This window comes from Arthrobacter sp. NPDC056691, from assembly GCF_042791415.1.
GTDB lineage: Bacteria > Actinomycetota > Actinomycetes > Actinomycetales > Micrococcaceae > Arthrobacter.
The window spans coordinates 50,349-64,853 of the sequence record NZ_JBHTXX010000007.1; the positions used below are offsets into that span (position 1 = coordinate 50,349).

General features: G+C 65.5%; 15 protein-coding genes. 7 read left to right on the forward strand and 8 right to left on the reverse strand.

Annotated elements, in window-relative coordinates; genetic code table 11:
- Positions 1–34: 34 nt before the first annotated feature.
- The 3 genes from ACFRAU_RS08200 to ACFRAU_RS08210 form a co-directional block, all read right to left on the reverse strand.
- Positions 35–319, reverse strand: coding sequence for an aldo/keto reductase (locus ACFRAU_RS08200; RefSeq protein ID WP_377999504.1), 285 nt, complete (start codon positions 317–319; stop codon positions 35–37).
- Positions 316–438 carry a hypothetical protein gene (locus tag ACFRAU_RS08205; protein ID WP_377999505.1) on the reverse strand — a complete coding sequence of 41 codons (123 nt, stop codon included), beginning with the start codon at positions 436–438 and terminating at the stop codon, positions 316–318. The genes ACFRAU_RS08200 and ACFRAU_RS08205 overlap by 4 nt, the downstream gene beginning before the upstream one ends.
- Positions 439–571: 133 nt before the next feature.
- Positions 572–2,032 carry an MFS transporter gene (locus tag ACFRAU_RS08210; protein ID WP_377999506.1) on the reverse strand — a complete coding sequence of 487 codons (1,461 nt, stop codon included), beginning with the start codon at positions 2,030–2,032 and terminating at the stop codon, positions 572–574.
- A 93-nt stretch (positions 2,033–2,125) separates the two neighbouring features.
- Here ACFRAU_RS08210 and ACFRAU_RS08215 point away from each other — a divergent pair, with 93 nt between their 5' ends.
- From ACFRAU_RS08215 to ACFRAU_RS08230, 4 genes are all read left to right on the forward strand, one after another.
- Positions 2,126–3,004: a helix-turn-helix transcriptional regulator gene (locus ACFRAU_RS08215; RefSeq protein ID WP_377999507.1), complete on the forward strand. Its 879-nt coding sequence runs from the start codon at positions 2,126–2,128 to the stop codon at positions 3,002–3,004.
- A 93-nt stretch (positions 3,005–3,097) separates the two neighbouring features.
- Positions 3,098–3,712 (forward strand): carbonic anhydrase, encoded by a 615-nt coding sequence (locus ACFRAU_RS08220; RefSeq protein ID WP_377996156.1) that lies wholly within the window; start codon positions 3,098–3,100, stop codon positions 3,710–3,712.
- Between the two features lie 101 nt (positions 3,713–3,813).
- A complete protein-coding gene (locus ACFRAU_RS08225; RefSeq protein ID WP_377999508.1) occupies positions 3,814–5,631 on the forward strand; it encodes a glycoside hydrolase family 15 protein in 1,818 nt (605 codons plus the stop codon).
- Positions 5,632–5,901: 270 nt separating this feature from the next.
- Complete coding sequence (locus ACFRAU_RS08230) at positions 5,902–6,264, forward strand: cupin domain-containing protein (RefSeq protein ID WP_377996154.1); 363 nt, start codon at positions 5,902–5,904, stop codon at positions 6,262–6,264.
- A gap of 144 nt (positions 6,265–6,408) precedes the next feature.
- Here ACFRAU_RS08230 and ACFRAU_RS08235 read toward each other — a convergent pair whose 3' ends face one another.
- The gene (locus tag ACFRAU_RS08235; RefSeq protein ID WP_377999509.1) at positions 6,409–6,633 is read right to left on the reverse strand and encodes a hypothetical protein; all 225 of its coding nucleotides are present in this window, start codon (positions 6,631–6,633) and stop codon (positions 6,409–6,411) included.
- A 297-nt stretch (positions 6,634–6,930) separates the two neighbouring features.
- On the opposite strand from ACFRAU_RS08235, the gene ACFRAU_RS08240 reads away from it, so the two are divergent.
- Positions 6,931–8,409: an MFS transporter gene (locus ACFRAU_RS08240; RefSeq protein ID WP_377999510.1), complete on the forward strand. Its 1,479-nt coding sequence runs from the start codon at positions 6,931–6,933 to the stop codon at positions 8,407–8,409.
- Here ACFRAU_RS08240 and ftsW read toward each other — a convergent pair.
- Together ftsW and ACFRAU_RS08250 are read right to left on the reverse strand one after the other, a co-directional pair.
- Entirely contained in the window at positions 8,406–9,641 is a 1,236-nt protein-coding gene (gene ftsW / locus ACFRAU_RS08245) for a putative lipid II flippase FtsW (RefSeq protein WP_377999511.1), read from the reverse strand. The genes ACFRAU_RS08240 and ftsW overlap by 4 nt on opposite strands.
- 144 nt (positions 9,642–9,785) lie before the next feature.
- Positions 9,786–10,253, reverse strand: a complete 468-nt coding sequence (locus tag ACFRAU_RS08250) for a CHAD domain-containing protein (protein WP_377999512.1) — start codon at positions 10,251–10,253, stop codon at positions 9,786–9,788.
- A gap of 184 nt (positions 10,254–10,437) precedes the next feature.
- Here ACFRAU_RS08250 and ACFRAU_RS08255 point away from each other — a divergent pair, with 184 nt between their 5' ends.
- On the forward strand, positions 10,438–11,046 hold the full coding sequence (locus ACFRAU_RS08255) for a dihydrofolate reductase family protein (protein ID WP_377999586.1): 609 nt from the start codon (positions 10,438–10,440) through the stop codon (positions 11,044–11,046).
- Between the two features lie 59 nt (positions 11,047–11,105).
- Here the strand turns inward: ACFRAU_RS08255 and ACFRAU_RS08260 are convergent, their stop codons facing one another.
- Positions 11,106–12,419 (reverse strand): aspartate aminotransferase family protein, encoded by a 1,314-nt coding sequence (locus ACFRAU_RS08260; protein ID WP_377999513.1) that lies wholly within the window; start codon positions 12,417–12,419, stop codon positions 11,106–11,108.
- A gap of 238 nt (positions 12,420–12,657) precedes the next feature.
- Between ACFRAU_RS08260 and ACFRAU_RS08265 the strand changes: the two genes are divergently transcribed.
- The gene (locus ACFRAU_RS08265) at positions 12,658–13,293 is read left to right on the forward strand and encodes a dihydrofolate reductase family protein (protein WP_377999514.1); all 636 of its coding nucleotides are present in this window, start codon (positions 12,658–12,660) and stop codon (positions 13,291–13,293) included.
- A gap of 40 nt (positions 13,294–13,333) precedes the next feature.
- Here the strand turns inward: ACFRAU_RS08265 and ACFRAU_RS08270 are convergent, their stop codons facing one another.
- Entirely contained in the window at positions 13,334–14,494 is a 1,161-nt protein-coding gene (locus tag ACFRAU_RS08270) for an FAD-dependent oxidoreductase (protein ID WP_377997470.1), read from the reverse strand.
- Positions 14,495–14,505: the final 11 nt, after the last annotated feature.

The window sequence follows — 14,505 nt, forward strand, 5'->3', positions numbered from 1 at the left end:
GCTACGGTGCAACAGGGCGTGTTTTCGGTTCTGGTCAATCCATGTTTACTGCCGCTGTGACCCCGGGGTGGTTGATGACGAACGCGATCGCCAGCTCGATGAGGCTCAGCCCTGCCTGCTCGGCGGGCTGGGCGAGTTCCTCGACGATGTGGAGCTTGCGCTGGTTGGCCGGGCTGGTCATGTCGAAGCGGGCGCCCGGGCGGGCGCTTGACGTGGGTGTGGACGCCGAATCTTTCCGCCAGCGCCCGGAGAGCCAGCCGCCGCCCAGCGGGCTGTAGGTCAGGGTGCCCATGCCGTGGCGCTGCACCGTGGGGATCATGTCTTCTTCGATGCCGCGGACCAGGATCGAGTACGGCGGCGGCGGCGGGAGTTTTCGACCTCGCGGATGATCCAGCGGCGGGAACCGGCGCGATGGTTCGGGTCCTCGCTCATGGGCATGAAGAACTTCGTGACGAGAAAGACGTCGTCACTCCGGCCTCGAGGGCACGGTGGATGTCCATAGCTTTCAATGTGCTCAGGTGGGCGGGGGTTGAGGGAGGGCACGTCAGTACCCCTTTTGAGAATGGGTGGTTCAGCCGACGGGCTCCGCCTGAGGGACCGGTACGGGCGTCCGAGGTGTTGTGGTCCGGTGGGCGGCCAGATCTGCCGGCAGTATGAGGGCGGCAGTGACGGCCAGGCTCAGGAGCAGCAGGACGCTGCCCGTCGTGAGGGCGACGCTGACCTGCCCCGCGAGGTGCGCCGCGGCGGAACCGCCGGCGTGGGCGGCGGCTGCTGCCGCGACTGCGATGCCGAGACCGAGGCAGGTGCCCACCTGGTGGAAGGTGTTCACCAGGCCCGATGCGGCGCCGGCGTCTGAGGCGGGCGCACCGATGATGCCGAACGAGGTCAGTGGCGCGAAGGCCAACCCCTGGCCTGCGCCGATGAGAACCATTGGCAGGGCGACACCGGTCCAATACGACGAGTCCACCCCGGCGCGGCTGAGCCAGAACATCCCGGCGAGGGTGGTCAGAATCCCGGCCAATAGGGCCACCGAGCCCGGCATCCGCCTGATCAGTCGCGGGATGCTCATCGCGACGGCGAAGTTGACCGCGGTCATCGGCAGGAACCCGAGACCCGCCTGCAGCGGGTCGAAACCGAGCACCTCCTGGAGGAACTGGGTTGTAAAGAAGAAGAACCCGATCATCGCGCCCAGATACAGGAAGCGGGCAACGTAGGCACCGGCGCGGCGGCGGCTCGCAAAGAGCCGCAAGGGCATGATCGGTTGGGCGGCCTTGCGTTCGATCAGCACGAACACGATCAGGAGTACGACGCCGGCACTTACGGCCAGGGTGGTGACCGGCGAGTCCCAGCCGGCGTCGGCGGTGTTGATGATGCCGAACACGAGGGCGCCGACGCCCAGCGTGGCGGTGAGCGCGCCGAAGACATCGAAGCGGCCATGGGCGCGGCCGGTTTCCGGCAGGAACCGCGGAGCGAGTGCGATCATCGCCGCGCCGATGGGCACGTTGACGAAGAACCCGGCGCGCCATGAGATCCAGTGGGCAAGCGCACCGCCGATGACCAGCCCGAGGCTGGCTCCGATACCTGCGGTGGCACCGTACAACGCCACGGCCCGGGTGCGCTCACCGCCCTCCGGGAAGCTCGCCGTCAGCAATGACAGCGAGGCGGGTGCGACGATTGCTGCTCCGATGCCCTGTACTGCGCGGCCGGTGATCGCCCACCATCCCGCCGGTGCCAGGCCGATCAGCAGCGACGCGAGGGAGAACACCACCAGCCCGAAGACGAAGACCCGCCGGCGCCCCAGCAGGTCCCCGGCCCGTGCACCCAGGAGAAGCAGGCCGCCGAAGACCAGGGTGTAGGCGTCCTGAACCCACGAGAGCTCGCCGGTGCTCAGCTGCAGCTCGGCCTGCAGGTTCGGCAGTGCGGTGAAGATGACCGAGTTGTCCAGCAGAATCATGAAGTAGCCGACGAGGATGATTGCCAGGATCGCAGCCGGGTGGGCAGCCGTTGTGGGTGCAGGTTTCATGCTCGCCATGCAACCGTGATTTCTTAGGGGCCGGGAGTTCCTGTTGTTCCAAGTAACGCCAGTGCCTCCCTCGGGCACCAGCCGCCGCGTAGCGTTAGTGCCATGACACATAGCGACGACGTGCGGAAGTTCCTGACCTCCCGCCGGGCCAGGATCACGCCCGAGGAGGCTGGCCTGCCCGTCTATGGCGGCAACCGCCGGGTCACCGGCCTGCGCCGCGAGGAAGTCGCGATGCTCGCCGGGATGAGCATCGACTACTACATACGCCTGGAGCGTGGAAACCTCACCGGCGCCTCGGACAGCGTCATCGAGGCACTCTCCCGGGCGTTGAAGCTCGACGACGCCGAAACGGCCCACCTTTTCGACCTTGCCCGTGCCGCCACAGTTTCCCCGCGCGCCCGGCGCAAGCGGAGCCCGCAGATGGTGCGGCCGAGCGTGCAGCGCGTTATCGACGCGATCACCACCGCCCCGGCCTGGGTCCGCAACGACCGCGGGGACGTCCTTGCCTCCAATGAGCTCGGAAGCGCTCTTTACCTTGACCTGATGGCAGAAGAGACCACACCGCCGAACAGCGCACGGTTCACGTTCCTGAACCCGAAAGCGCGGGAGTTCTTTGCCGACTGGGAACGCAGCGCGGACGACATCGTCGCTGTCCTGAGGTCCACAGCCGGGAAAAACCCCTACGACAAGGACCTGACGGACCTGATCGGTGAGCTCTCAACGCGAAGTGAGGAGTTCCGCACCCGGTGGGCCAGGCACGACGTGAAGTACCACCGGACCGGCCGTAAACGGCTCCACCACCCGATCGTCGGGGACCTGGATTTGAGCTTCGAAGCACTGGAACTCGCCGCTGATCCGGGGCTGCGTATCAACGTGTACACGGCCGATCCCGGGACGCCGTCGGAGGATGCGCTGAAAGTCCTGGCCAGCTGGGCGGTCACCCAACGGGCCACGGCAGTCCCCGTCGAGGAGAAGAATTGACCAGTGATCAGATGACGGGCATCCCGGCGTCGAGATTGTCTTGAAGGTCCCGGCCGGGGCTTTGTAGGTTGGGACGCCCGTACAGTAAGCAGGGTGAGCAACAGAGTCAGCCCGTACGACGCATGGCAGCGCCTGCTCGAAGGTAACGGTCGTTTCGTCTCGGGCGATTCGAAGCACCCGAACCAGAACGCCTCGCGGCGCAGCGAATTGGTGAACACCCAGAACCCGTTCGCAGTCATCTTTGGCTGCGCGGACTCCCGTCTGGCTGCCGAGATCATTTTCGACGTCGGCCTTGGCGACGTTTTCGTTGTGCGTACCGCCGGGCATGTTATTGATGACGCCGTTCTCGGCTCGCTCGAGTACGGCGTATCGGTCCTCCATGTTCCGCTGATCGTTGTCCTCGGACACGACAACTGCGGCGCCGTCACGGCCGCGAAAGCTGCCGTGGAAACCGGAGAACTGCCACAGGGCCACATCCGCGACCTGGTTGAACGGATCACACCGTCGGTGCTGAGTTCGCTGCGTGAACACAAGACGGACGTCAATGAGATGGTCGTGGAACACGCCAAACAGACCGTGCGTCGGCTGCTGGACAGTTCACGGATGATTTACGAGGCGGTGGACAATTACTCCACCGCCGTGATCGGCGTCGCTTACCGGCTCGAAGAAGGCCGGGCGCAGCTCGTGTCCACGTCTGGTGTCCTCTAAATCCAGTAGCCAATCAGGGCACAGGCCAGCGGCTCGCAGAGCACTGAGGTTTTTTGTTCCGCGGCCTGACGGGGACAAGCCAGTTGTGCTTTAGTAAAGCCATGGCTGCTCCCATTGAGGACTACGCGCTGCTGTCGGATCTCCAAAGCGGGCCCCTGATCTCCAGGAACGGGAGCATTGACTGGCTTTGCTTCCCGCGGTTTGATTCGCCGTCGCTGTTTAGTTCCCTGGTTGGAGTCGAGAGCCATGGCCGCTGGCTACTGGCTCCTCGCCAGTCCGAAGCTGTGGTGGTGAAGCGGCATTATGTCGATTCAACATTCGTGTTGGAAACAGTCTGGAAGACGCCCACGGGACAGGCCCAGGTCACGGACTTCATGCCGGTGGGGCATACGGGTTCGTCGATTCTGCGCCGGGTCACCGGCCTGGAGGGGCGGGTCCAGATGTGCCAGGAACTCATCATCCGCCCGCGGTACGGCACCGTGGTGCCCTGGTCCCGGCGGATCCAGGACGGTGCGGCTCCCGGCGGAATGGTGCTTTTGGCCATGGCAGGCCCGGATGCCGTTGCGCTGCGGGCGCCGCATCTGCCTGAGGCCCACGCGCACGGGCACTCGGGTGAATTCGATGTGGCGGAGGGCGAGGTGGTCGACTTTGAACTGACGTGGTTTCCTTCACACCGGCCTGTCCCTCCGGCGGTCGACGTGGACGCCGCACTCGAACAATCCATCGATTATTGGACGCGATGGGGCAGTCACTGCCGTTCAGACGGTCCTTACGGGGGCGCGGTGAAGCGTTCCCTGCTGGTGCTGAGGGCGCTGACGAATTATGAGACCGGGGGCATCGTTGCCGCGCCCACGACCTCCTTGCCGGAGGAGTTCGGCGGCCCGCGCAACTGGGACTACCGGTATTGCTGGCTTCGCGACGCTGCGTTGACGCTGGAATCCATGCTGACCCACGGCTATGAAACCGAAGCTCTCCAGTGGCGCAACTGGCTGCTCCGGGCACTCGCAGGCGAGCCGGAAGATCTGCAGATCATGTATGGCATCGGCGGGGAACGGGACTTGCCGGAGAGCGTGCTGGACCATCTGCCCGGTTACCAGGACTCACGTCCGGTGCGCGTTGGGAATGCTGCGGTCGCCCAGTTCCAGGCCGACGTCGTGGGTGAGGTTATGGTCGCGCTCGAAAGGCTCCGCCTGGCCGGCGGCAAGGAAGACCATTTCTCGTGGGCGCTGCAGCAGATCCTGCTCGGATACGTTGAGAAACACATCGGGGACAAAGACTTTGGCCTGTGGGAAATGCGTGGTGACCCGCAATTCTTTACACACTCGCGGGTGATGATGTGGGCCGCCTTCGACTGCGGCATACGGGCAGTCCGGAACCATGGCCTGGACGGACCTGCTGACCACTGGGAACAGCTGCGCGGGCAGCTGCGGACGGAAATCCTGCGCGAGGGATTCGACCCGGACCTCAACTCCTTCACGCAGACCTACGGCGGCGGGCAGACCGACGCGGCCTTGCTCGTCATGCCCCAGGTCGGCTTTCTTCCTTATAACGACGAGCGCATGCTGGGAACTGTTGCGCGCCTGGAGGAGGAACTCCTCACCGACGACGGGCTGTTGTTGCGGTACCGCACCGAAACCGGCGTCGACGGGCTGGACCCGGGGGAACACCCCTTCCTTGCATGTTCCTTTTGGCTGGTTGAGCAGTACGCGCGCACGGGCCGCAGGTTCGAGGCGCGGAATCTGATGGACAAACTGGTGGGTTTCTCCAACGAACTCGGCCTGCTAAGCGAAGAGTACGCCACCAAGGAGGACCGGATGGCCGGCAATTTCCCGCAGGCTTTCTCGCACCTGGCACTCGTCCGGGCCGCGGACGCCATGCACGGCGTGGATCTTCTTAGCCTGGCCGCCGAAGCCGTCTGACGCCCGCACCTGCAGCAGCGCCACCGAGGGCCTGCCAGTCCGCCCAGTCCGACCAGCCCGAAAGAGTAGTTAAAACCATCCGGAATAGGTGTTTTATCTGCCGTTAAACGACACAATGATGGAGTCAGGCCCACCCATGGGATGGGAAGCGTACCTGACCGCCATTGCTGAACCCATGGCGGCTGAAGATGCAGCCGCTGCCCGACCAGGGCCACGGCACCACCATCTCGCCGGATGCGTCATGGCGAGTACAGCAGAAAGGCAGATCCAATGAGCAAAACCTTCCAGCCCACCGAACTTTTCGAGGGGAAACTAGACGAATCCCTGCTCGGCCCTCCCTTGGCCGAGGTGCTGGGCGACGAGATTCCAACCCGGATTTCAGTCCCGTTTACCAGCGACGACTCCCGGATCCTCTCCGGGGTCTGGGAAGCCGAACCGGGCCTCTCGCGGTGGGAGTTCCTGGAGCGCGGTGAGGTCATTCACGTCCTTGAAGGACGCATGGTGGTCACCGAGGACGGCGGGGAGCCGGTCACGCTGGAGGCCGGAACTGCCGGCTTCTTCCCCATCGGGTGGCAGGGAACCTGGGAGATCCAGGAACGGATCCGAAAGTTCTTTGTCATTTTCAACGCCTAACAAGCGGCCGCTTCAGGCTCTTCCTGGCACGCGCCTCAATGGCCGGGGACTGGCGGCGGGCCGGACGGCTTAGGGTCCTCCCGCCGTCGTCCGGCAAGCTCGCCGAACCAGTCAACTGCCGCCTGCGCCGCCCTGGCGTCCCGCTCAATGCAAAATATCGCTGATCTCCGCCCGAACCAGCCGTTCGGCCAGCTCACCGAGGTCCAGGTTGAGGACCGCTTTGAGGGCACGCGCCATGTTTGGGGCCACGGCAAGGAATTCGGCCAGACCCGGATCGGATTCCAGCTCTCGCCCAAGCTTTTCCCGCACATCATCGGCGGTCCAGTGGCTGTGGGTATGCTGGCTGGTAAGTACCGTCTTGGCGTTCATGGCCCTGCCCTTCGTTCGCCCCGTACATTGGCTTTGCCATCACCGACTTTGCCGGGCCGGGCTCAAGAACCGGTCAGGCAACGGGCCGGATTTCAACAGGTTTTGGCCAAGTTTTGCTAAAGGCCCAACTCCGCTGGAAGAGACGCCTTGGCACCTGCTCTGGAAGTGGGGGCGGTCGCCCGGGGAGGCGGGACTAATTCGGCGGCTGGCACCGTTATGCACATCGGCTGGGGCTTGGCGCCGTAACTGGGTTGCGCGCTAACACCCTGCGTTTGATGACAACGGGAATGAGATTTAATGACGACGACGACTGCCGAAGGAGTCGGATTCCGTTCGCGGCGGGGACCCATCCTTATTGCGCTGATGCTGGCGACGGGTCTGGTGGCGATCGATTCGACGATCGTGGCGACGGCGGTGCCTTCCATCGTTGACGACGTTGGCGGCTTCACGTCGTTTCCGTGGCTTTTTTCGGCCTACCTGTTGGCGCAGGCCGTCTCGGTGCCCGTCTACGCGAAACTCTCCGACGTCGTCGGCCGCAAACCGATTATCCTCAGCGGTATCGGGCTTTTCCTGCTCGGTTCGATTCTCTGCGGAGTGGCCTGGAGCATGCCGGCCCTCATCGCGTTCCGGGTGCTGCAGGGCCTGGGCGCGGGAGCTGTCCAGCCCGTGGCGATCACCATCGCCGGCGATATCTACACGCTGACCGAGCGGGCAAAGGTGCAGGGCTACCTCGCCAGCGTGTGGGCGGTCTCCTCTGTTGTTGGCCCAACGCTCGGGGGTGTGTTCTCCTCACTGGGCATCTGGCGCGGGATCTTCCTCGTGAACATACCCCTGTGCCTCCTGGCAGGGTGGATGCTGATCCGGACATTCCACGAGGAAGTGGAGCGCGCGAAGCACAAAGTCGACTATCTGGGGGCCGGCCTGCTGACAATGTCGCTCAGCCTGCTCATCCTAGGAGCCCTCGAAGGTGGCCAGGCATGGGCCTGGAACTCTCCCGTCAGCATCGCTGTCTTTGCAGTCGGAGCACTCTTGTTCGCCGTGTTCATGCTCGTGGAGAGGAAGGCAGCGGAGCCGGTCCTCCCGCCGTGGGTCGTGTCCCGGCGGCTGCTGGGGACAACAGCGATGATCTCATTCGGCGTCGGCGCGGTCATGCTTGGCCTGACCTCCTACGTCCCAACGTTCCTCGAAGGAGCCCTCCGGACCTCCCCGATTTTCGCCGGGCTCGCCTTGGCGGCGTTGACCATCGGCTGGCCGATCAGCGCGTCCCAAGCGGGCCGGTTCTACCTGCGGATCGGATTCCGCAGGACCGCCCTGATCGGCGTCACTGTTACGGTCATCGGGACAGCCGTCCTGGCACTAACTGCCCCGGCACCCAATATTTTGGTGGCAGCGGCAGGTTGCTTCGTCGTCGGACTTGGCCTGGGGCTGGTGGCGACCCCGAGCCTCATTGCCGCCCAGTCAAGCGTCGAATGGAATGAGCGCGGTGTAGTTACCGGCACCAATCTTTTTGCACGTTCGATCGGAAGCTCCATCGGCGTCGCCGTATTCGGGGCAGTGGCCAACGCGATTTACGCCGGCGCCCCCGGCGGCGTTGCCGATCCGCAGACAATCGTGTCGGCGTCGGCCGCCGTCTTCCTGGCAGTGTTGGTGAGTGCTGTACTCACCGTGGTTGCCGTTGTCGCGATGCCTGGCGTGGACGGCACAAGCGCCGCCCCCGCTGCGGCCGCCAAGGCCAGCGCGGCGGCCAAGGCCAGCGCGGCGGCCGCACAGGATTAGGACCGTACCCGACCCGCCGGCGCTGGCAGCCGCTGCCTCTTCGGTCGGGCAGCCTGAACAGGCTGAGGGCGGGTGACGGCCAGGATCATGCCGACGCCGGCCAGGGAAGAGATCATCGCGGAGCCGCCGTAGGAGATGAATGGCAGGGGCACACCAATGACCGGAAGCAGGCCGGTGACCATGGCGATGTTCACGACGGCCTGTCCGATGATCCAGGTGATCACGCTGGAGGAGACGATTCGGGCGAACGTGTCCTGGGTCCGGGCAATGACCTTGAAAACAGCGATGCCAAGGACCGTAAACAGCACGAGCACCAGGAGAGTTCCGGCCAGGCCGAGTTCCTCGCCGAGGATTGTGAAGATGAAGTCGTTGTGGGCTTCCGGGATCCAGTTCCATTTCTGCCGGCTCTGCCCCAGACCGACGCCGAACCAGCCGCCGGAGGCCAGGGCGTACTGGCCGTGCAGCGCCTGGTAGCCGACGCCCTGGGAATCGTCCGCGGAACCCGCGCCGAGCCAGGACGAAATGCGGGATACGCGGTTGCCGCTGGTGGCGGCCAGGATGAGGGCCAGCAGAGCGCCGAGGATGCCCGCGACGCCGAAGACTTTCATCCGTACGCCGCCGTAAAACATGGTGGCGGCGAGGATCATCATGATGATCATGACCGTGCCCAGGTCATGGCCCAGGGCGACCAGCCCGATGATGATGGCTCCGGTTGGCAGCAGCAGCGGGACGATGGCGTGCTTCGATTCGTGAAGCATCGCCTGCTTGCGGGACAGGACGGCCGCTGCCCAGACGATGAGCGCGAGCTTGGCGAACTCGGAAGGCTGGACCGTAAAACCGCCGAAGCCCAGCCAGTTCCGGTTGCCGTTCACGGTCATGCCCAAGGGCGTGAACACCAGGCCGAGGGATACGACGGCGGCCCCCAGCAGAGGCCAGGCGAGCCAGCGGATGTGCCGGGTCCGGAGGCGTGCCAGGCCGAACATGATGGCTATGCCGGCCGCCGTCCACATGGCCTGCTTGAGCGGAAGGTCGTACGGGTTCCTTCCGGCCGCCACGGACTCCACCGACGACGCCGACGCCACCTCGATGAGGCCGAGTGCTGCCAGTACCAACACCACTGCCAGGATTACCGGCCGGGTGCGGTCCCCGGACTCATCACCGAGCCAGCGTCCGATGCGGAGCAGGACGTCGCCGCGCCCCGTCACATTGCTCGACGGAAGCTTTGCGGTCATTTTGCCATCACTTGTTTCCTTCCCTTGGGGCCGGCCCTGCTCCGGGCCATTCCGGGAAGGAGAAACCCACCGGGGAGAAATCATACGTCCTGGCGCCCGGGATCCGGTGGTTCGACGGACGCGCGTGGTTCGCCGGACGCGGGGTCAACCCCGGTAGAGGCGCCTGCCGTAGAGGTGCCTGCGCCGCGGCTTCCTGACCGGGGGAGCGGAACAGAACTCTTGAAGATCGGCAACCAGCCGGAAGTACCTGCCGGATTCGAGGGCGGCGAGTGCCCTGTCGTAAGCCGCTTCGTACGCGGATCCCTGGGCTGGGCCCTGGACGTTGGACCGGGTCTGATCGTGCACCGGTGCGGAGTGGCTGAGTGGACCCAGGGCTTCGGAAAGCCATGCCAGCTCAGCCCGGAGACCGTCCACCGTGGTCCTGTCGAAGAGCCTGCGGTCCCCAAGAACTGACCAGACCCGGCCCGCGGCGGCACCCATGGCGCTGGAGGCGTCGTGCTCGCCGGACCGCACGCCGGGGTCGTAACAGAGCAGCGCCGCGACCTGATCGAAGAGGAAGGATGACGCCGCCGGCCCGGCTTTGTGGTGGGTGCTTTCCAGAGCTTTCAGCATTTTCTGTCCCGACTGTCCCGATGCCCGGGCCGGAAGAAGGCCCAGATGATTTCATCGCCTTCGATACCTTTCATGGTGATCCGCCGACCTGAGACAGCCATGAGAAGCCTGTGAGGGTCTTCTCATGAGCAGAGCCATTGGACGCGGTGCCGTGGCTGTCTATGCTGATGCAATGACTGAAGGTATGGGCAGGGTGGTCTGCGACATCACCGTCACGGCCGACGGATTCTCGGCCGGGCTCAACCAGACCGAGCAACGCCCGTTCGGTGACGACGGCGGCGACGGCACCGGCGACGCACTGCACGCCTGGATGTTCAAGACTCCCGACGAGAACCGGGCGGAAATCGACCAGATCATTGCCGCAAAAGCATTCATCATGGGGCGCAATATGTTCGGCCCCGTGCGTGGTGAGTGGGACCGGCAGTGGAACGGTTGGTGGGGCGACGATCCGCCGTTCCACGGCCCTGTCTTCGTCCTCACTCACCATGCGCGCGAACCGCAGCCGATGGCCGGCGGCACCACGTTCCACTTCGTCACCGAAGGCATCAAATCTGCCCTGTCACAGGCACGCGCGGCGGCCGGCGATGGCGATGTCGCCATTGGTGGCGGCGCCACCACCATCAACCAGTGCCTCGCCGCGGGACTGATCGACGAACTGCGCGTGCACATTGCGCCGCTTACGTTCGGCGCCGGCACGCGGCTGTTCGAGGGCGTGCCGCCGCTGAAGCTTGAGCAGGTGACGGCCCGGGCAGCGAGCCTGGTCACGCACGTGACTTACCGCCTGCAGTCCTGATCCGGCTGGGCAGCGACCCGGGACGAACGGTGACCCGTGACGAACTGGCCTGCACAGCTTTAGCTCAGGTACGCGTCGGCCGCAGACAGTGCCTCGTCCAGGATGGCCACGCCCGCTGCCGCATCGGAGTCTGTCACGTTGAGAGGTGGAGCGACATTGACACGGTTGCCCTGGATCAGCGGCAAAAGCCCCCGGTCCAGGCACGCCCTGGCGACGGCAATCATCGGCGCGCTGTCAGCGGCTGTGGCTCCTGCGGGCACGAGCGGCTCTTTCGTCTGCCGGTTCCGGACCAGCTCCAGGCTCCAGAGGCCGCCGATACCCCGCACATCCCCAACGGACCGGTGCTTCCCGGCCAACACCCTGAGTGCCGGCCCCAGGACATCCTTGCCAAGCCGGGCAGCTGCCGCTGCAGTGCCTTCCTGGTGCATCGCAGTGATGGCGCCGACGGCTGCTGCGCAGGCCAGAGGGTGGCCGCTGTAGGTCATGCCCGCCGGGTAGGGGCGTTTGGTGAACGTCTCAAAGATCGTGTCGCTGACCAGTACGCCGCCCAGCGGAACGTACCCGCTGTTGACACCCTTCGCGAACGCCATCAGGTCTGGTGCCACACCAGCATGGTCCACCCCGAACCACGCTCCGGTGCGGCAAAAGCCCACCATCACCTCGTCGGCGATGTAGACGATGCCGTGGCGGTCGCACAACTCGCGGACCCCGCGCAGGTAGCCGGGCGGCGGAACGATGACGCCCGAACTGCCAACGACTGATTCCAGGACCAGGCCGGCGATTGTGGACGGGCCTTCCAGGAGAATCACCTGATCGAGATGGGCCAGCGCCCGTTCGGACTCTTCCTCCGGCGTCCGTGATCCGAAGACGGACCGGTACAGGAAAGGACCAAAGAAATGTACGGCGCCCGCCGCACCCGTGTCCGAGGCCCAGCGGCGCGGGTCGCCCGTGAGGTGGATCGATGTGGTGGTCGAGCCGTGATAGGAGCGGTAGGCGGCAAGCACCTTGGGCCGTCCTGTGTGCAGACGCGCCATCCGCACCGCATGCTCGATGGCCTCCGTTCCGCCGGTGGTGAAGAGCACGTGCCCGAGGCGCTCCGGTGCGACCTCAATGATCAGCCGGGCCGCTTCGCCCCGGACATCGGACGCGTGGCCAGGGGCAAGGGTGCACAAGCGGTCCGCTTGCTCCTTGATCGCAGCAACGATGCGCGGATGCTGGTGCCCGAGGTTGGTGAACACCAGCTGCGAGCTGAAGTCCAGGTAGCTCCGTCCGTTGACGTCGAAGACGTGGCTCCCGGAGCCGCCGATCAACGTTGGCACCTCGCGCGGCCCCTGCACGGCCCAAGGGTGGAAGACCAGATCGTCGAGATTCATGACATCCTCCGTTGAATGCGTGCCGGACGGCTTGCTTCACTGTGGCACCTTCCAGCAGCAGTTTCCAGAGCACTTCCTCCCCGCCAGGCGCGACACGCGGCCCGGTTCTTCAGCGCCGGGAAGGCAATGGAGCGGACCCTTGAACGGCCGCCCGCTCCGTGGATAGCATTGCCGGCACGGGCGCCGACGGCGCAGCGCCCGGTCAGCCACCAACATCGATCAGATCGAGGAGACGGCCATGGGCGAGGCAACTGCAGAAACGTCATCGGCGGAACTAATGGTGGATCTGATCATCTCCCTGGACGGTTATGCCTCGGCCGAGGGATGGCCAGGCTGGTGGGGACTGGAAGGCCCGGAATACCTGGGCTGGCTCGAGGAGGAAGGGAAGAAGAACCACACCTTCCTTCTGGGGGCGAACACCTACCGGGTGATGTCCGGCATGTCCGGAGAAGCCGCGGCCGAAGGCGCAGACTTCTCCCAGGAGGAGGGAGCCGCCCTGACCGGCCTTGACGCCGTGCCCAAGGTGGTCTTCTCCTACACCCTGCAGGCACCTCTGGCCTGGCCCAACTCGGAGCTGGTCACCGGGGATGCCGTGGAGGCCGTGAGGGAAATGAAACGGACCGGCACCAGGCCTTTGAGTACCCTCGGCAGCCTGAGCCTTTGCCGGTCGCTGCTGACCGCCGGCCTCGTCGACAGGTTCCGGCTTGTCGTCTTCCCGGTGATCACGGGCCGCACCGGGCGGGAGCGGATCTACGACGGCTATCCTGACGTCTCGCTGGAGATGGTGGACAGCAGGACGTTCGACGGCCGGCTTCAGCTGCTGGAGTACGTCCCCACGGTGATTGATGGTCCGCCGGGCGGCGGGCCAAGGTAAAAGCAGCCCCGGCCGATTCAGCCCAGAGTGGTGCCGGCGGTCATGCGTGCGCTACCGCCTCTGCCTGGGCCTGGACGGCGAGCCGGAATTGGTCCGGGACGGTTCCTGCGCCGGTTGCCAGGTCGGCGGCGAGCTGTCCGATCAGCGGTGCGAATTTGGCGCCGTGGCCGGAGCAGGGGGAGAGGATGGTGATGCCGTCGGCGCGGTCGAGGATGAAGTCCTCGGTGGGGGTGTTGGTGAAGAGGCAGGTGGTTTCTGCGTAGGGTTCCGGGATCAGTCCGGGGAGGTACTGTTCGACGTATTCGATGACCCGACGGCGGTTGTCCGGGTTGATCTGTCCGTCCTGTTCTGCGGCCGATGGCAGGATCTTTCCGCCGTTGTATTCGGCGATCTTCTGTCCGCGGTAGCCGGCGTCGCGGCCTCCGGGCAGACCGTAGGCCTGCCAGCCTTCACGCTTGTGGATGAACGTCGGCCAGGGTGAGGCCTCGTGACCGGTGCCGTCGGCGTAGGGGAAGTGGTAGGCCTGTTCCTGGCGTACCTCAAGGCGCGGGATCGAGGCCAGGAAGGATGAGGGCAGTGCCAGCGATCCGAGCAGCTGGGGGAGCCAGCCGCCGGCGGCGACGATGACGTTGGCCGCGTGCAGGGACCGGCCGTCGGCGGAGGTCAGCACGTAGCCAGCATTTGAGGCGGTGATTGAGGTGACGGCCCAGTTGTTGTGGAGTTCCGCGCCGTGGGCCACGGCCTGGTCCACCATTGAGGCGACGGATTCGTGGGCGTCGATGACGCCGGCGTCCGGGTGCCACAGGACCTGGGTGTCAAAGGCGATTTGGGGCCACCGCTGCCGGGCTTCCTCGGCGCTGAGGAGTTCGTGGTCAATGCCGCGTGCCTGCAGGACGGCGGCGAGGCGTTCGGGCTGGCGGATGGCGCCGTAGTCCACGGCGCCGGCCGGGGTGATGAGCTGTTTGCCGCTGAGGCGGGCCAGTTCGTCCCATCCGGTTTTCGCTTCCTGGACGAGGCCGGCGTAGAACTCGTCGGGGTAGGCGTAGCGGAAGATCCGGGCGGAGCCGTGGGAGCTGCCTGCATCGTTGGCAGGGGTTGAGCGTTCGAGCAGGGCAACGTCGTGGCCGCGGGCGGCGAGATGCCAGGCAGTGGCAGCTCCGGACAGCCCAGCGCCGACGACGGCGTATTCGGTCGATTCCATGGGGCGGCTCC